Genomic DNA, 16,596 nt, shown 5'->3' with positions numbered 1-16,596 from the left:
TGAACCTGTGAACTTGTGAACCTGTGAACTTGTGAACCTGTGAACTTGTGAACCTGTGAACTTGTGAACCTGTGAACAAGTAAAACTACAACGAACTACTTATTTGCCAATAAAAAATCAAATGTTTTATTTTTGAACACGACCATTAAAAACAAATAAGGCACCAATACTGATGCCTTATAATCTCACTTCCATCTTGTTTTTCTAAATCTTTTCCAGTTTCTATTTCGTCTCTTTGACATCGTAGAATTAATAGTCTCTCTTCCATGAGGAAAGCAATAGCAACATCCTCCCACTTCAATAAAATTCTGAATCCTTGAGATTCTTACATTATTGAACTTTTGTGGAATATCAACTACTCCTGGATAGTAACATCCAAATGCTTTCTTAAGACGGAAATTTTTCTTTGTTTTTACGTTTAGTCTAAGAGGGTAATCCTCTTCAAAATGTTTCATTTTCTGTTAAGTATTGATGAATACCTAACCAAACACGTGCTGATACTTATGATATAAAGTCATACTTATATAATATTAAACTTTAGCACAAAATAGCTAATATAACCCAAAAGTACTTTATATATACCTCCATTTATACAATCCTAACAATCGTATTTGCTTTTATCTTCCTTTATTTGGCTTTTACCATATAAATAAGCTTCCATTTTAGTATTTTCACATCCGATTTTTACCAACACAGTGCAAAATGAACAAAAAGCAACTTTCTGAAAGAGACATATGTACCAAGTTCATCAATCCGGCCATACAAAAAGCAGGTTGGAACATGCGCAAACAGGTACGCGAAGAGGTATCATTTACCGATGGACGCATTATTGTTCAGGGGAAATTGCATGCACGTGGTAAAAGAAAGAGAGCCGATTATATCCTGTATTACAAGCCCAATGTACCCATTGCTATTATTGAAGCAAAAGACAATAAAAAACCTGTGGGTGCAGGCATGCAGCAAGCTTTAGAATATGCCGAGATACTGCAAATCCCCTTTGTTTTTACGTCAAATGGCGATTCGTTTGTATTCCACGATAAATCAGCAACTAACGGAGAACTAGAAACAGAAATAAGCTTAGATGCGTTTCCATCTCCCGAAACTCTCTGGCAAAAGTATCTTAGTTATCAAGGTGTTGTAGAACCCGCCAGTAAAGAAATTGTAGAACAGGATTATTTTGCCGATGAAAGTGGGATGTCGCCACGATATTATCAGCAAAATGCCATTAACCGAACTGTTGAAGCAGTTGCCAAAGGACAAGATCGTTGTATATTAGTAATGGCCACTGGTACAGGAAAAACCTACACCGCTTTTAATATCATATGGCGTTTATGGAAATCAGGTATTAAAAAACGAATTCTGTTTTTAGCCGATAGAAATGCCCTATTAACACAAACAAAAAATGGGGACTTCTCCCCATTTGGTAATGACATTATGCACATTATCAAAAACCGAAAAATAGATAAATCCTATCAAATATACTTTGCCCTTTATCAAGGATTAACAGGCACCGAGGAATCGCAGAATGCTTACAAAGAGTTTTCTCCCGACTTCTTCGACCTAATCATTATTGATGAGTGTCACCGAGGTTCGGCTTCTGAAGCATCAGCTTGGCGCGAAGTCTTAGATTATTTTAGTGCGGCCACGCAAATAGGTTTAACCGCCACGCCCAAAGAGACCAAAGATGTATCGAACATGGCGTACTTTGGCGAGCCTGTATATACCTATTCTTTAAAGCAAGGTATCGAAGATGGTTTCTTGGCTCCTTACAAGGTGGTTCGTATTTCAACTAATTTAGATGACGAGTGGCGACCGACAAAGGGGCTTCGAGATAAATATGGCTATGAAGTTGAAGACCGCATTTACAATTTAAAGGATTACGATAGAACCTTGGTAATAGACAACCGCACAAAGGTAGTGGCACAAAAAATTACCGAATACCTAAAAGCTACCGATCGCTTTGCTAAAACCATTGTATTCTGTATTGATATTGACCATGCACACCGCATGCGACAGGCATTAATAAATGCCAACGCCGATTTGGTGGCTAAACACCCCAACTATTGCGTAAAGATTACAGGCGATGATGAAGTAGGCAAGCGCGAATTGGATAATTTTACCGATGTTGAAGAGCGTTTCCCAGTTATTGCCACTACCTCTAAAATGCTTACCACTGGTATTGATACCAAAATGGTAAAATTTGTGGTATTGGAGGCCAATATTGGTTCTATGACGGAATTTAAACAGATTGTAGGGCGTGGTACACGAATTCGAGAAGCAGATGGAAAAGTATATTTTACCATTATGGATTTTCGTAAAGCTACCAATCTGTTTGCCGATCCTGATTTTGATGGTGATCCAGTGCAAATATACGAACCTGCATCGGGCGAAGACCCTATTCCTCCCGAAGAGGAAACAGCTGGAGGTGCAAACGGTGCTAAATTTGACAATCCCGATGACTTTACACCACCTGATATTGACATTAATATAGATGAAGATAAACCCAAGAAGTACCACGTTAAAAATGTGCAGGTTTCGGTGGTTAACGAGCGTGTGCAATATTATGGTGCCGATGGTAAGCTCATTACTGAATCATTAAAAGATTATACCAAAAATAACTTATCAAAGGAATATACTTCGATGGATGATTTCATTAGAAAATGGAACCAAACAGAGAAGAAAGAAGAGCTGTTTGCCGAATTAGCAGAACACGGCATCTTGCTCGAAGCCTTAAAAGAAGAAGTTGGTAGAGATTTTGATGCCTTCGACCTCATTTGCCATGTGGCCTTCGATCAGCCTCCATTAACACGTAAAGAGCGAGCCAATATGGTGCGAAAACGCAATTACTTTGGTAAATACAGCGAATTGGCACAAAAGGTAATACATAGTTTATTGGATAAATACGAGAGCGAAGGCATTGTTTCCATAGAAACAGGCTCTGTTTTAAAAGTACAACCACTAAATCAATTGGGTGGCCCTGTAGAGTTGGTAAAAGCCTTTGGTAAGAAGAAAGATTTTGAAAGTGCCATTAAAGAGTTAGAAAACGAACTATACGGAACCGCATAAAATATGTACGGAAAATCAATAAAAATATTTCTTGCTGATAATTCAGCAAGCGGACTTAGACATGTTGAAATTGTAAATTGGTCGGGACAAGCGGTGGCATGCCCTAGAAGCAAGTTTTCGGAACTAAAAAAATGGGACGAATCTCAACGCCCAGGAGTTTACTTTTTATTAGAACAACATGCCACTGATGGTAAAAATACGGTATATATTGGCGAGTCGGAGAATGTGTATGAACGTTTAACATCGCACCTACGCAATAAAGACTTTTGGAGCGAGGTAATATTCTTTTCAAGTAAAGATGAAAACCTTACCAAAGGGCACATTAAATATTTAGAATCACGCCTAACCGAAATTACCTTGGATGCAGATAGGTATGCTTTGGCAAATGCAAATACTCCTCCTCAATCGGCCTTACCTCGTTCCGAGAAAGCTGCAATGGAAGAGTACCTTCATAACATTAAGCTTGTACTGGGTACTTTAGGTCATCCATTATTAGAAAAACTATCGCAAGGCACTAATTGTCCTATCCTAAATAATGAAGAAGAAGCCTCCAATGGTGAGCAAGAACTTAGCTTTACTGTTAAGAATGCAACAGCCATGGGAAAACAAGTTGATGAAGGCTTTTTGCTTTTAAAAGGATCTGGTGCTTTATTGCAAGAAAATAAGAGCTTTCCTCCTAAAATTAAAACCAAACGAGACCAACTAATTAAAGAAGGAATTATACTGAAGCAAAACGACCTATACATCTTGCAAAAGGATGTTCTAATGAGCTCTCCATCGTATGCAGCATGCTTAATTGCAGGTACGGCGAGAAATGGCCAGGAGTGTTGGAAAAACACTGACGGAAAGACACTAAAACAAGTTGAAGAAGATTTAATAAACTAAATAGATGAGCATTACAACAAACATAAAAGCCATCCGCGATATTATGCGGAAAGACACAGGAGTAGACGGAGACGCGCAGCGCATATCGCAAATGGTATGGATGCTTTTTATGAAAATTTTCTCTGATAAAGAGGAAGAATGGGAAATTACCATCGACGATTACGAGAGTCCCCTACCCGATAATTACAAATGGGAAGCTTGGGCAGCTGATGACGAAGGCCTAACAGGCGACCAACTGATGGATTTTGTGAACAACAACATGTTCCCTGCCCTTAAGGAAATGGACATTAGCATTAGCCCACAGGCAAAAATTATACGTTCGGTATTTGAGGATACCTACAATTACATGAAAAACGGAACGCTTTTCCGTCAGGTAATTAATGAGATTAACAAAATTGATTTCAACAATACGCAAGATCGCCACTTGTTTAACGATATTTACGAAACCATACTTAAGGAACTGCAATCGGCAGGTTCGTCGGGCGAGTACTATACACCACGTGCTGTAACACAGTTTATGGTAGATATTACCAACCCACAGTTGGGCGAAAGTATTCTTGATCCGGCTTGTGGTACAGGCGGATTTTTAACCTGTAGCATTGAGCATTTAAAAGAGCAGGTAAACACACCCGAAGAACGCAAGGTGTTTCATAAATCTATTAACGGGGTAGAGAAAAAACCACTACCGCATTTATTGTGTACCACCAACTTAATGTTGCATGGTTTTGATGTGCCTGCAGTACGCCGCGATAACCTACTGAGTAAACCCTACAGCGATTGGGGCAGCAAGGATAAACTAGATATTGTACTCACCAATCCGCCCTTTGGAGGAGTAGAGGAAGACGGCACAGAAACCAACTTCCCACAAAAGTTCCGTACCAAAGAAACAGCCGATTTGTTTCTGGCGCTTATTATCCGTTTACTAAAAGATGGCGGACGTTGTGCCGTGGTATTGCCCGATGGCACCCTGTTTGGCGAAGGTGTAAAAACACGCATTAAGGAAGAACTGATGGAGCGCTGTAATCTGCATACCATTGTTCGTTTACCCAATGGCGTATTTAATCCTTACACAGGTATTAAAACCAATCTCTTATTTTTTGAGAAAGGCACACCAACCAAGGATATTTGGTACTTTGAACACCCATACCCCAACGGCGTAAAAAGCTACAACAAGGGTAAACCTATTAATATTAAAGAGTTTGATTTAGAAAAAGCTTGGTGGACAGATCGTGAGAACGAAAAGTACAGCAAACATGCCTGGAAGGTATCTGCCGAAGAAATAAAAAGCCGCAATTTTAATCTGGATGTGAAAAACCCACACCAGGAAAGCGACAATTTGGCCAGTCCTGAAGAAATACTGGAACAATTCAATACCAGTAATGCACAGATTGCATCTATCCAAAACGAAATTATTAATGTACTTACCGAAGCCCTTAAATAATGCAGCTATTAGAACACTTTAAAGAACTCACCATTCACCCTAAGAATACCAAAGAATTAAAGGGGCTGATATTGCAATTGGCCATACAAGGTAAGCTAACGCAGAAATGGCGTGAGCAAAACTCTAATGTGGAGCCTGCTTCTGTGTTATTGGAGAAGATAAAAGAGGAAAAAGCGCAGCTTATAAAAGATAAAAAGATAAAGAAGGAAAAAGCACTCCCTGAAATTACAGAAGATGAAACTCCTTTTGAATTGCCTGATAGTTGGTGCTGGAGCAAAATGCAAAATATCTGCTTTATTATTACAGATGGAGCACATCATACTCCAAAATATATTGATAGTGGGGTTCCTTTTTTATCAGTCAAGAATTTAAGCAAAGGAGGTATTGATTTTTCTAACACTAAATTCATATCAGAAGTAACTCATAAAGAACTAATAAAACGGTGTAATCCTGAATTCGAGGACATTTTACTTACTAAGATTGGCACTACAGGTATTGCAAAGGTAATTGATGTGAAGCACGATTTTAGCATTTTTGTAAGTGTTGCTCTTTTAAAAATTGTCAAATCATATCTATATCCTTATTTTATTGAACATTGTATTAATTCACCCTTTATTAAAAAACAATCTTCAGATGGTACTGAAGGTGTTGGAAACAAGAATCTAGTATTAAGAAAAATAAAATCGTTCCTACTCCCAATCCCTCCCCTCGAAGAACAAAAAGCCATTGTTTCCAAAGTTAACCAACTATTTAAGGAAGTTGAAGCACTAGAAAAACAAACCCAAGCACGTGTTCAGTTAAAAGAAGATTTTGTTACGTCGGCATTGCGTCAGTTAACCGAGGCTACTGGTGCACAAAACCAAAACGGAACATCGCAACAATGGGACTTTTTAAAACCACACTTTAAAACCTTTTTTACCAGTAAAGCAGCTGTTAAAAAACTACGCGAAACCATACTGCAATTGGCAGTGCAAGGCAAACTAACTACTCATTGGCGTACTCAAAATACTGAGATAGAACCAGCATCACTCCTTCTCGAGAAAATTAAAGCCGAAAAAGCACAGCTTATTAAGGATAAAAAGATTAAAAAAGAAAAACCTTTACCTGAGATTACTGCAGAGGAGATGCCTTATGAATTGCCTGATGGTTGGGTTTGGTGTAGACTTACAGAACTAGTAGATGTAGGAACAGGTTCAACACCTGCTAAAAGCAATTTAACTTATTATGAAGGAGGAAATATCCCATGGTATACGAGCTCTGCCACAAACGATGAATATGCAAAGGTTCAAGATGTTATGATAACCCAAAAGGCACTTGATGAAACAAACTGTAAAATCTTCCCAACGGGTAGTTTAATAATAGCAATGTATGGCCAAGGAAAGACACGTGGACAAATAAGCGAACTTATAACTGCAGGAGCAACAAATCAAGCTATTGCTGCAATGGTGTTCTTTGAGTCATCAAAAAACACAAAACAGTATCTAAAGTATTATTTCCAAAAATTTTATCATGAAATAAGGCTACTCGCTGAAGGTGGAGCACAACCGAATTTAAATGTTGGAAAAGTTAAGGCAACCCTTATCCCATTGCCATCAACTATTGAGATGAATGCCATAGTAGCCAAAACAAACAGCCTCATGGCCTTATGCGACCAATTGGAGCAAGAGATTGCACAAAACACCCAACAGGTTGAGGATTTAATGCAGAGTTGCTTGAGGGAGGTTTTTGAACCTATAATTTAATACTAAATTTATATAATAACCTATTATAATGCGCAGATCCGTTTTTAAAGGAGAACTCTTTGAATTGAAACAGAAAATAGATAATTCTGCTGTATATGAAGTTTTCGAGCATACTGTTTTTCAAGAATCTTATAAAGACAGAGGGACAAAGTTATTTTTTCTTAGAGAGGAAATCACGTCAAGAGGGAAATTAAAAGAGAAACTAAGTGCAATTGATGGTTTAGATGCTAACATACATTCTGAAATCTGTGAAATACTAACAATTAATGATGATCTAGAAATTCCTTCTGACTTAAAAGAAGCTATAAAAAATGAAGATGTTGTTCTGTTTATTGGTGCAGGAGCATCTAAATCTAAACCTTTAGATTATCCATCTTGGCAAGACTTGGCAAATAAAGCTATAAATCTTTTAAGCACCGAGGGGTATATTAATAATTTTGAGAAAGATAGACTTTTTCAAATATCAGACCCTAAAGAGGTTTTAACAATCTTTGAAAATTTTTGTCCGCGAACTAAAGAAGTTGGCAAGAATTTTTACAAAGTTTTATTTGATAAAAAGGGGCTTAAGGATAATCAAAACATATACGATTTACTTGTTAAAAAGGAATTTGGATGGCAATTATTAACAACCAATATTGATGTTGAAATTTTAAATGCTCTGGCAAAAAGAGATACAAAAAATCCTGATATTAATAAAGAGGTAGCAAGTAGTTCAACCGTTGATAATATCACATTTGATGAAGCCTTTAATAAGCACTTAAATTCAGCAGCCGTAATAAATGTAAATACTAAAGAAAATACCATTGACGAAAAAAGTGATGTTGTATTTCTTCACGGAATAGTTGATGATGTAGAGAATTCTATTTTTACGACAAAAGATTACCTTAAGACCTATTTTAATGGTAATTCAGAGGTGAAGAATGTATTGCGGAAAATATTCCAAGATAAAACAGTTTTATTTATAGGGTATGGATTAAGTGAATTTACAATTTTGGAATCAATAATAAATTTTGATGATAGTACAGAATCAAAAAAGCACTATAGCTTATACCCTACATTTCATTCAGACGTGCACACGCTAAATATTAAACAAAAGGCTTTTAAAGAACTAAATATTGAATTGGTACCATATTACATTGATTTTAATGGCTATAACAGGCTATCTGATGTAATAGAAAACTGGCACAGAATAATTAAGGAGGAAAAAGGAAGTGATTTCTTTGATGACCGTAACCTACTAAACGATATTTTGTAATGACACTATCAAAAAAAGAACAAAAAATATTTTCAATTCTTAGTAAAGACGAAACACAAAGGAATTACTTTTTTAGAAAAGTAAAGGATATTAAATGGTTTCAACCTTTATATAATGAAGGGTTCTTCGATATAAATAAATATCCAATTAAAGATACTTCAGCTGCCAAACAAGGAGAAAACATAGCATGGGCACAGTTATTATATATCGAAGAGTTGACAACTAATTTTAAAGCCTCACCTAGCAATATATACATAACTGATTTAATCAAAATTGTAGCTGACATAGTTAACTCAAATTATATTAATTATTGGGTAGATTATCGGCTTAATAAAATCCTATCATTACTCCCTACAAGTATGGTTGAGTTTGAATTGCTAAAGAAACACCTAGATAATCTAGAAGCAAAGTCAAGCAATAACCCTATAAATGATCATATATTAATAACGGAACTATTACCAGCAATATTAAACTCAGGTGCACCAAAGAAGATAGAATTATTTATTAGTAAAATATTTCAATTTAAAACTTATAAAAATTCAACATTAGGCTCCGTTTCTAAAACTACTTTCGATAGTTCTAGTTTAGAATATACTCTAACTAAGGAGTATTTATCTGCATATGATATTAGTGTTATTAAAACCATACATACCCAGCTAATGAGGATTTTACTTCCTCAAATGCAGGAGTTAAAAGATGGAACCGAAATAAAATTTGATATAGGGCAAGATGAATATAGTTTCAAAGTAGGATTTACTGATCAGTTTAGTTTTAAGATTTATGTTTCAGGAACAGAATCTTTCAATTTTGAAATTAGAGATTACAATTTAAAAACGCAGGAACAAGTATTTTTTGCAGTTACAGAAGGTTTTTCAAGACTTGATTTAGAAAAAGTAAAACTTCATGGTTTTATTGGAAACAGCCAAAACGAAATAACAGCTCCCTTTAAAAGACTATACCTCGAAAGTTACTACATTAGTAGCTATAAATTCTTCAGAGACAAGGAACGTTTTAGCAGTGATGACCTTACGGACATTTTGAAAATTGTGGTAAGGTTAATCGAACTCATTTACGAAAAAGACGAAAAAAATAGGCAGCTATTCATTGAGGAGTTGTTAGGTGACAAATACTTCTTTCCTTTCTTTAAACGAGCAGCATTATCATTAATCTGTAATAATTACGGTAAACACCGCAAGTTATTTTGGTCGAATATTGAAAAGTATAATTTCCTATCAAGCTATAAGTATGACGATGACTCTTTTTATTTACTGGATAATAATAAAGAGAACCTATCTACTTCAGAAATTGCGAATTTTGTTGATGTAATAGAAGTTGGTCCTCGTACCAAGGATAGAGATAATTACAATCAGGTTAAAATGTATTGGCAACTTAAGTGGTACTCGCTATTACAACAGCAAAAAAAATACAAACCTAAGTACAATGAGCTTAAGCAGAAAATCAATAAAGGGAAAGATTTTGTTTGGAGACCAACAGGCATTGTAACTATAACAGGATCTCAGTCTCCGATAAAAATCAAAGAGTTAGAGCAAAAAACGGTTAACGATACGGTTAATTACCTTTTAACATATAAAAAGGATGAAAGTGACTTTACTGGTCCTGATGAAGAAGGCTTATCACAGGTATTAAAAGAAGTAATAATAAATAATCCTATTAAATACATAAAAGAAATAGAATTATTTAAGTCAGTTAATAACACCTATGTATATGCACTAACAGATGCACTACAAAATAAAGTTTCAGATAATTATAATGCCTATATTCTTAGAATATTAGATTTTTATTATGAATATTTAAATGCTCCTAGTTTTACCTATGAAAAACAAGAGGGAGAAGACTATTTTAGACGTAAGCCGGGAGAATCTATTGTTAGAGAAATTTTTAGGTTGCTAAAAAAACTTGTATCAAATAATACTATCAAATTTAAAAAAACTGATTTAGATAAAGTAAGTGAGTTGCTGAGGCTAAGTCATACTTTCCTCAAACCCGAACATTATAAAGATGATCGAAATAAGGATAGTTATATCATGTTCGCCATAAATAATCCACAAGGAATGTTTTATGAATTGGTATTAGAGTTATCGTTAAGAGAAGGGAGAGATTATGCTAATCAGAATGAAAAATGGCAATACAAGCAATATTTTAATAATGCTATTGCTAATAAGAATGATTCTTGCCTAACCATATTAGGAAGATATTTTAATAACTTCTTATGGCTTGATAAAGATTGGACCTTAATTAAATTTCAATCATTAGAAATTGGTTCGGGAGCTTGGAAAGCATTTTTTGGAGGCCATTTACCTGTTAACCCTGTTACAGGCATAGTTGGTTACGAAGCTATCAGACCAAGCTATGAGTATTTAATAAAAAACAACATTAACTATAGTATTTCAGGAGGTCATGGAATTGGCAATCATTTATTCAGATTATACTACAATGATACGATAGACTTAGAAAATGGTGGTCTTATCGATTTATATTACTCAACACCTGGTAATGATAAAACAGAATTAGTTGCAGCAATTTTAAGGTATGAGGAATCGTTAAAATCTCTTCAGGGTGAAGAACAAAGTAAACTTGAAAATAAATTAACAAAGCTAATTTCCTTTGTCACTAATAAATTAATTATTAGTGACGAAGATAAAGATATTAAAACGCTTTATTTAATGTTTCACCTGATAACCTTATTTAAAAAACTTAATGTTGATATAATTAGTTCTCTACTTTCTATTGCTAAAAATGTACCAATTGGAAATCATAATCATTGGTTTTTATTCAACCTTGTAGAATATATTAAGATCGATGACTCCTCTGAATATGCCAATATGTTATTACGTATATATGAAAATTTATATGAAGATTTAATAAACACATCTATTTACACCTATACCATTGATATTTGGGATTTTATAATGGATAAAGCAGATATGGAAGGTCATAAAGATAAAATACTTGAAATAAGTAAGGCATTCATTAGTCGAGGTGATGATAGATTGGAAGAATATTTTACAAAATTAGCTGAGAAGATTAAATGAAAGATAATACCAGGCAAATAGAGGATATAATGCAGAGTTGTTTAAGGGAGGTTTTTGTGTGATGGAAGAGCTTAAAACAAAAAGAACAAATATAATTCTAATCACTATAAGTATAATAGGGAGTATATTTACTGCGATTGCAATTTACCTAATTGGCAGAAACTACGATTTCTTTCCTAGCACATCTGATAATACATATACAACAACTGGTCTAAATGCAGTATATCTTATTACAACACCAATATTGACTATTGGTATAATTATTATAACGTATTGGGCGTTTAAAGCCCAGATGTTAGCTAATGCTTCAATAATAAAGGATCAAGAACGTAGAAAAATAGAAGACCAATTTTATACGATGTTAAAATTACACCGTGAAAATGTAAAAGAATTAATTTATCGAAGAGAAGGACATATAGATGTTGTAGGCAAACAATATTTTACCCTTATAAAAGATGATTTGCATTATATATATAATGAATTACAGCATCATAATGTTAAACAGAAAATGAAATTAGCTTATGAAATTCTTTTTAATGGGATAAAAGAGTACAAAAGTAAAAACTTTAGAATCAATCTTAATGATGAACTAACCTGCAATATTGATTTTAAATTTCAGACGTATAAATCACAAAATACGGAGATCGCTGTATACATAAGGCATTTATATCAAACAGTTAAATTTATAGCTAACCAAGATGAATCTGAAGGTATAATTAGTTATGAAGATAAACGGGAATACCTTCGTGTATTGCGTGCTCAGTTATCCACAGATGAGCAAATAATGCTTTTTTATAATTGGTATGCTGACTTTGGTTCGCAATGGGAAGAACCTAATAAAAAAGATGGACTTGATGTAATTGAAAATTGGGAAAGAAATAATCCTAATATGACAAAATGTTGTACTGATAATTTAGAATCTCTCAAAAAAGAGTTCAAACGACAAGACAATATTCCTATCAATAATAAAGAATTATTAAAATGTCCTAGACTTGGTGTAATTCTACTAAAGAAAAGCTCACAAGAAACAAGAACTGGTAACCGTTTTTTTACGGACTTTAGAATGATTCATAATATATTTCCTGAAAGACTATTATCAGAAGTAAGAAACGAGTTAGAAAATGGTTCAATCGAAGAGTTAAGTCGTAAAGATTTACGTTCAGAAAAAGGTAATGATAACGATGATCTTTTTGAATTAATAGAAATTAATCCTAGCTAAGAATTTATGGAGCATCTCATTAAACAACTCTTTATTATTTGCAAGGAATATCAAATGCTTGCTGACCGAGAAGAAAAGTTTAACATATTTAGTGCCTTGCACAAAGACCATGATGAAAGAAGGCTTCACTCCCGCTTCATTTCCGTATTGCTTCAACCAAAGGGCACGCATGGATTAGAGCATAAGTTTATTGAGCTCTTTTTAAAGGAGCTTAATCATTCGGGCATTGTTATGGATACTAATACTTCCGATAAAGATTCTGAAATAGAAGAATCCATTGAAGAACGAACTAACGCACCCTTGCATCAATTTAAATTAAGTGCAAATACCCTTGTATACCCCACCGAAGAAGATAAAAAAGAAAATAACAATATTGATATACTGATTATTGATCGTAAGTTAAAGCAATGTGTCATTATAGAAAATAAAATTTACGCAGGAGATAGCAATGGCGGTGGTGGAAAACAATTAGAGCGATATATAGACCACGTTGTTACAAAAGAGCTGATTCCTCTTGATAACATAGCTGTTGTTTATTTAACCCTTGATGGCTATGAACCTAGCAAAAATAGTGTAGGTAAATATTATGCTAAAAAAGATATTATCCTATGTAGCTATCAGCATTTAATCATTTCATGGCTTGAACAATGCCTTACTCTTACATCTAGAGCCCCCTTCCTTCGTGAATCCATTGTACAATACATAAAACTCATTAAAAAGATGACGATTGATAATACTTCTGAAGAGGAACGAATAGCTTATCGCAATTTAATTGGTGAGTCAAACGAGAATATGACAGCCACATATAAATTTATTCAAAACTTTAAACATGTTAAGTGGCATGCGGTAAACGACTTTTGGACAAGGTTAAGTTCCAAAATTACAGAAAGTGGCTATACAATTACAAAAGGCTTTACTGAAAACAAAAGATCAAAGCATGTTATTGCAGAATTAACGCACTTTGAGGTATACCGAAAGGGTCAAAAAGAGAAGCAAAGATGTTACCTTAACTTTAAAACCCATAATGGAATTGAGATATCAATTCGCTTTACTGATTATACTAAATTTCATTTTGGTATTGATAGTAGCAATGAACTAAACGAAACACAAAAAATAACTATTGAGCAACTCCTAAGTAAGAAAAGCCTCTTTAGTAAAGGACAAAAGATGCCACTTTATAAAAAGTTCGATAAGGATATTCACTTTAATGACTTCAATCAGCCCTTGGCATTTGATTTAATAGATAAGGTAAAAAACAAGCAATATGTTGAAGATACTTGGGAGGAGGTAAAAGGGTTAATTAATGAACTATAATAATCTGACAACAACATGAACTCTAACGAAAGAATAATCAGACTTGAAGGCAAAAGAATATTTATTAGCCCCGATTTTAGTATTCAACTTACAGAATCAAACCTTGCTAACAGAGTACATTTATTTAGTACCCGTCCTAATATATTTTGGAGAGTAAAAGTAACTTATGATACTTCTACCTTTACTATTTTTCTAGATGTTATTAACTACAAACATGATAATATTGAGCAGTTTAACAGCCAAACAGTAAAAGGTAAGGTAGTTCGAATTGTATTTAATAAACTAGACTGGAATAAACTTGAACAATACTTAGGTAGTTATAAGGAAGATAGTTTGAGGGAAATAGCAGATAATCTGCCTATTCGTATGCAATCAAGTAAAACAGAAGTAGAGAATTCTAATAATACAACAGTCGCAGAGGAAAATAAAAAAAATAACATTACGCCATCTCCTTCAAATATTAATCAGACCAACATTGATAGAGAATGGACTGAGTCTTATGAAGCTAGACTAAAGTATAGTGATGCTACCTTTATTGAAGGAGGGGTAATCATTACTAAATTCACTACAAATAATAATCAGGTAATTAAACATGAAGTATTTATTGAAAATCTGGAAATTGGACCAGAACTTGATTACATCAAATACTACTTCTACAAAATATTCAGAGATAAATACTTTAACTTTAACGGCACTATACAGTATAAAAACAATATAGTTATTGATGTTTATGATAATAAATCAGATGATATTCAACAAATAAAAAAATCAATACTAGAATCTGTAAGAGAACTTCAAATAAACGAAATACTAGATATTACTAATGATAATGACAAAGAGAAGAAACTTTACACAATTCCTGAGATCATAGATATCTTTAAAAAAGAAGATAAAAAAGCTAGAATAATTTTTGATTCTGAAACAGAGATCATAGATATTCTTCTCAAGCCTAGCAAGCATTCCGGTAACAGAACGCAATTACTATTCCTTTCTGGTAAAATGCAAAGTGCAGACCATAGGATTAAATTTACTCTAAACCCTAAATTCGGATTTCTATTTACAATTGATGGCGAAAACCAAAGGTATTACTGTTGGGAATTACTAGTGTCACATGCCAACTACTTATGGATTGTTGATAACACAATATCCATAGAAGAACAATATTATAGAGTTGAAAAATCTATTAATTTCATCATTGAATATGGACGTAATAAATACAAGAAATCCTATAAAGAAGGCCATATAGATAGTGATATAATATTTAAAGCCATAAATCACACAACAAAAAAAGATACTGACCATGATAGGTTTAAAAATTGGAAGGATACATTTTTGAAGTACCTAGGCGATGATAACTAATTCAAATACCTTTCGTTTTAGTAGAGGATACAAAAAGTGATGAATTGTCCTATCCTTATCTTGTATCCTCTCTTGTCTACCCCTTCACCACAGCCAATGGCTCCAACTCCACTTTTACTTTTACTAAATCTTGTTGATTGGCCATTACGGTATCAATATCCTTGTAGGCACCAGAAGCTTCATCTAAATCCTTCTTATTTCTAATACCGTGCACAATGCCTTTATCGTTCAATCGCTTAATTTCCGTTTCCAAATCTAATTCTCGTTGGGCTTGTTTTCGTCCCATAAGACGACCCGCTCCATGGGAGCACGATTCAAAACTCTCAGGATTCCCTAGGCCTTCCACTATATATGATTTTGTACCTTGAGAACCCGGAATAATTCCTAATTCACCAATACGCGCACGAGTAGCACCTTTTCTTTGAACTAATACATCTTCGCCAAAGTGATTTTCCCAAGCAGCATAGTTGTGTGCTATGTTTATCAAATCATCAAACTGAACAGCTCCTTTAAATACCGATTGAAAAGCATTCTTGACTCGTTCCATCATTACGCATCGATTCGTAAAGGCAAAATCGACACAATAATTCATTTCATTTATATATGCTCGTGCTTCTTTAGTTTCAATGGGCAAAAAAGCCAAATCATAAGCTGCAGGAACAGAAGAATGCCAACGTTCGTTTAGAGCTTTCGCTTTTTGGTTATAAAATTGAGCCACTTGATTCCCTAGGTTTCTACTTCCCGAATGTATCATCACCCATATGCAGCCGTCGGATCCATGTTGAATCTCAATAAAATGGTTTCCGCCTCCTAAAGATCCAATTTGCATTTTTGCCTTATCTAAATGTCGCTCCACTACCATTGGTATCGCATCATACTTAGGCATATATTTTTCATCTTGCGCTTGCTTATGCCAATTAAAACCAACCGGAACTAACTTTCGGATTTGATGCATTATTTGCTTTAAAGTATCCGTATCGGCATCTTCAATATTGGTTTTCATGGCGCACATACCACAACCAATATCTACACCCACAGCATTGGGAATAATTACGCTTTTTGTGGCTAAAACTCCGCCAATGGGCATTCCGTAACCCATATGCGCATCTGGCATTAAAGCCACATGTTTATGCACAAAGGGTAGGTTGGCCATGTTTTTAGCCTGTATTAAGGCATTCTCTTCTATTTCGTCCAACCACATTTTTATAGGTCGGTTTTCTGTTGATATTACTTTTTTCATATTCTTTTAGAATCAAGACACA

10 protein-coding genes are annotated in these 16,596 nt (G+C 34.3%); 9 read left to right on the top strand and 1 reads right to left on the bottom strand.

Annotated features, from left to right (window positions below):
• Positions 1–702 precede the first annotated feature (702 nt).
• The 9 genes from hsdR to QMO11_RS11655 all read left to right on the top strand — a co-directional run bounded on the left by hsdR (position 703) and on the right by QMO11_RS11655 (position 15,334).
• Positions 703–3,066 carry an EcoAI/FtnUII family type I restriction enzme subunit R gene (gene hsdR, locus QMO11_RS11695; RefSeq protein ID WP_282037461.1) on the top strand — a complete coding sequence of 788 codons (2,364 nt, stop codon included), beginning with the start codon at positions 703–705 and terminating at the stop codon, positions 3,064–3,066.
• 3 nt (positions 3,067–3,069) lie between these two features.
• Positions 3,070–3,951 carry a GIY-YIG nuclease family protein gene (locus QMO11_RS11690; protein WP_282037460.1) on the top strand — a complete coding sequence of 294 codons (882 nt, stop codon included), beginning with the start codon at positions 3,070–3,072 and terminating at the stop codon, positions 3,949–3,951.
• Positions 3,952–3,955: 4 nt separating this feature from the next.
• Positions 3,956–5,392: a class I SAM-dependent DNA methyltransferase gene (locus tag QMO11_RS11685; RefSeq protein ID WP_282037459.1), complete on the top strand. Its 1,437-nt coding sequence runs from the start codon at positions 3,956–3,958 to the stop codon at positions 5,390–5,392.
• Entirely contained in the window at positions 5,392–7,134 is a 1,743-nt protein-coding gene (locus QMO11_RS11680; protein WP_282037458.1) for a restriction endonuclease subunit S, read from the top strand. Before QMO11_RS11685 ends, QMO11_RS11680 begins: the two co-directional genes overlap by 1 nt.
• Positions 7,135–7,162: 28 nt before the next feature.
• Complete coding sequence (locus QMO11_RS11675; protein ID WP_282037457.1) at positions 7,163–8,389, top strand: SIR2 family protein; 1,227 nt, start codon at positions 7,163–7,165, stop codon at positions 8,387–8,389.
• Positions 8,389–11,442: a hypothetical protein gene (locus tag QMO11_RS11670; RefSeq protein ID WP_282037456.1), complete on the top strand. Its 3,054-nt coding sequence runs from the start codon at positions 8,389–8,391 to the stop codon at positions 11,440–11,442. Before QMO11_RS11675 ends, QMO11_RS11670 begins: the two co-directional genes overlap by 1 nt.
• A 61-nt stretch (positions 11,443–11,503) precedes the next feature.
• Entirely contained in the window at positions 11,504–12,661 is a 1,158-nt protein-coding gene (locus tag QMO11_RS11665; protein WP_282037455.1) for a putative phage abortive infection protein, read from the top strand.
• 6 nt (positions 12,662–12,667) lie between these two features.
• The gene (locus QMO11_RS11660) at positions 12,668–13,975 is read left to right on the top strand and encodes a PDDEXK-like family protein (RefSeq protein WP_282037454.1); all 1,308 of its coding nucleotides are present in this window, start codon (positions 12,668–12,670) and stop codon (positions 13,973–13,975) included.
• 15 nt (positions 13,976–13,990) lie between these two features.
• Entirely contained in the window at positions 13,991–15,334 is a 1,344-nt protein-coding gene (locus tag QMO11_RS11655; RefSeq protein WP_282037453.1) for a hypothetical protein, read from the top strand.
• A gap of 76 nt (positions 15,335–15,410) precedes the next feature.
• On the opposite strand, the gene QMO11_RS11650 is transcribed toward QMO11_RS11655, so the two are convergent.
• The gene (locus QMO11_RS11650; protein WP_282037452.1) at positions 15,411–16,574 is read right to left on the bottom strand and encodes an RtcB family protein; all 1,164 of its coding nucleotides are present in this window, start codon (positions 16,572–16,574) and stop codon (positions 15,411–15,413) included.
• Positions 16,575–16,596: the final 22 nt, after the last annotated feature.

Source organism: Saccharicrinis aurantiacus, assembly GCF_947489045.1.
GTDB classification, from domain to species: Bacteria; Bacteroidota; Bacteroidia; order Bacteroidales; family Marinilabiliaceae; genus Saccharicrinis; species Saccharicrinis aurantiacus.
This window is presented reverse-complemented; position numbering and strand designations above follow the sequence as displayed.

Coding starts and splice junctions, on each gene's coding strand:
- hsdR (WP_282037461.1), top strand. CDS start 703: ATGAACAAAAAGCAACTTTCTGAAAGAGACATATGTACCAAGTTCATC.
- QMO11_RS11690 (WP_282037460.1), top strand. CDS start 3,070: ATGTACGGAAAATCAATAAAAATATTTCTTGCTGATAATTCAGCAAGC.
- QMO11_RS11685 (WP_282037459.1), top strand. CDS start 3,956: ATGAGCATTACAACAAACATAAAAGCCATCCGCGATATTATGCGGAAA.
- QMO11_RS11680 (WP_282037458.1), top strand. CDS start 5,392: ATGCAGCTATTAGAACACTTTAAAGAACTCACCATTCACCCTAAGAAT.
- QMO11_RS11675 (WP_282037457.1), top strand. CDS start 7,163: ATGCGCAGATCCGTTTTTAAAGGAGAACTCTTTGAATTGAAACAGAAA.
- QMO11_RS11670 (WP_282037456.1), top strand. CDS start 8,389: ATGACACTATCAAAAAAAGAACAAAAAATATTTTCAATTCTTAGTAAA.
- QMO11_RS11665 (WP_282037455.1), top strand. CDS start 11,504: ATGGAAGAGCTTAAAACAAAAAGAACAAATATAATTCTAATCACTATA.
- QMO11_RS11660 (WP_282037454.1), top strand. CDS start 12,668: ATGGAGCATCTCATTAAACAACTCTTTATTATTTGCAAGGAATATCAA.
- QMO11_RS11655 (WP_282037453.1), top strand. CDS start 13,991: ATGAACTCTAACGAAAGAATAATCAGACTTGAAGGCAAAAGAATATTT.
- QMO11_RS11650 (WP_282037452.1), bottom strand. CDS start 16,574: ATGAAAAAAGTAATATCAACAGAAAACCGACCTATAAAAATGTGGTTG.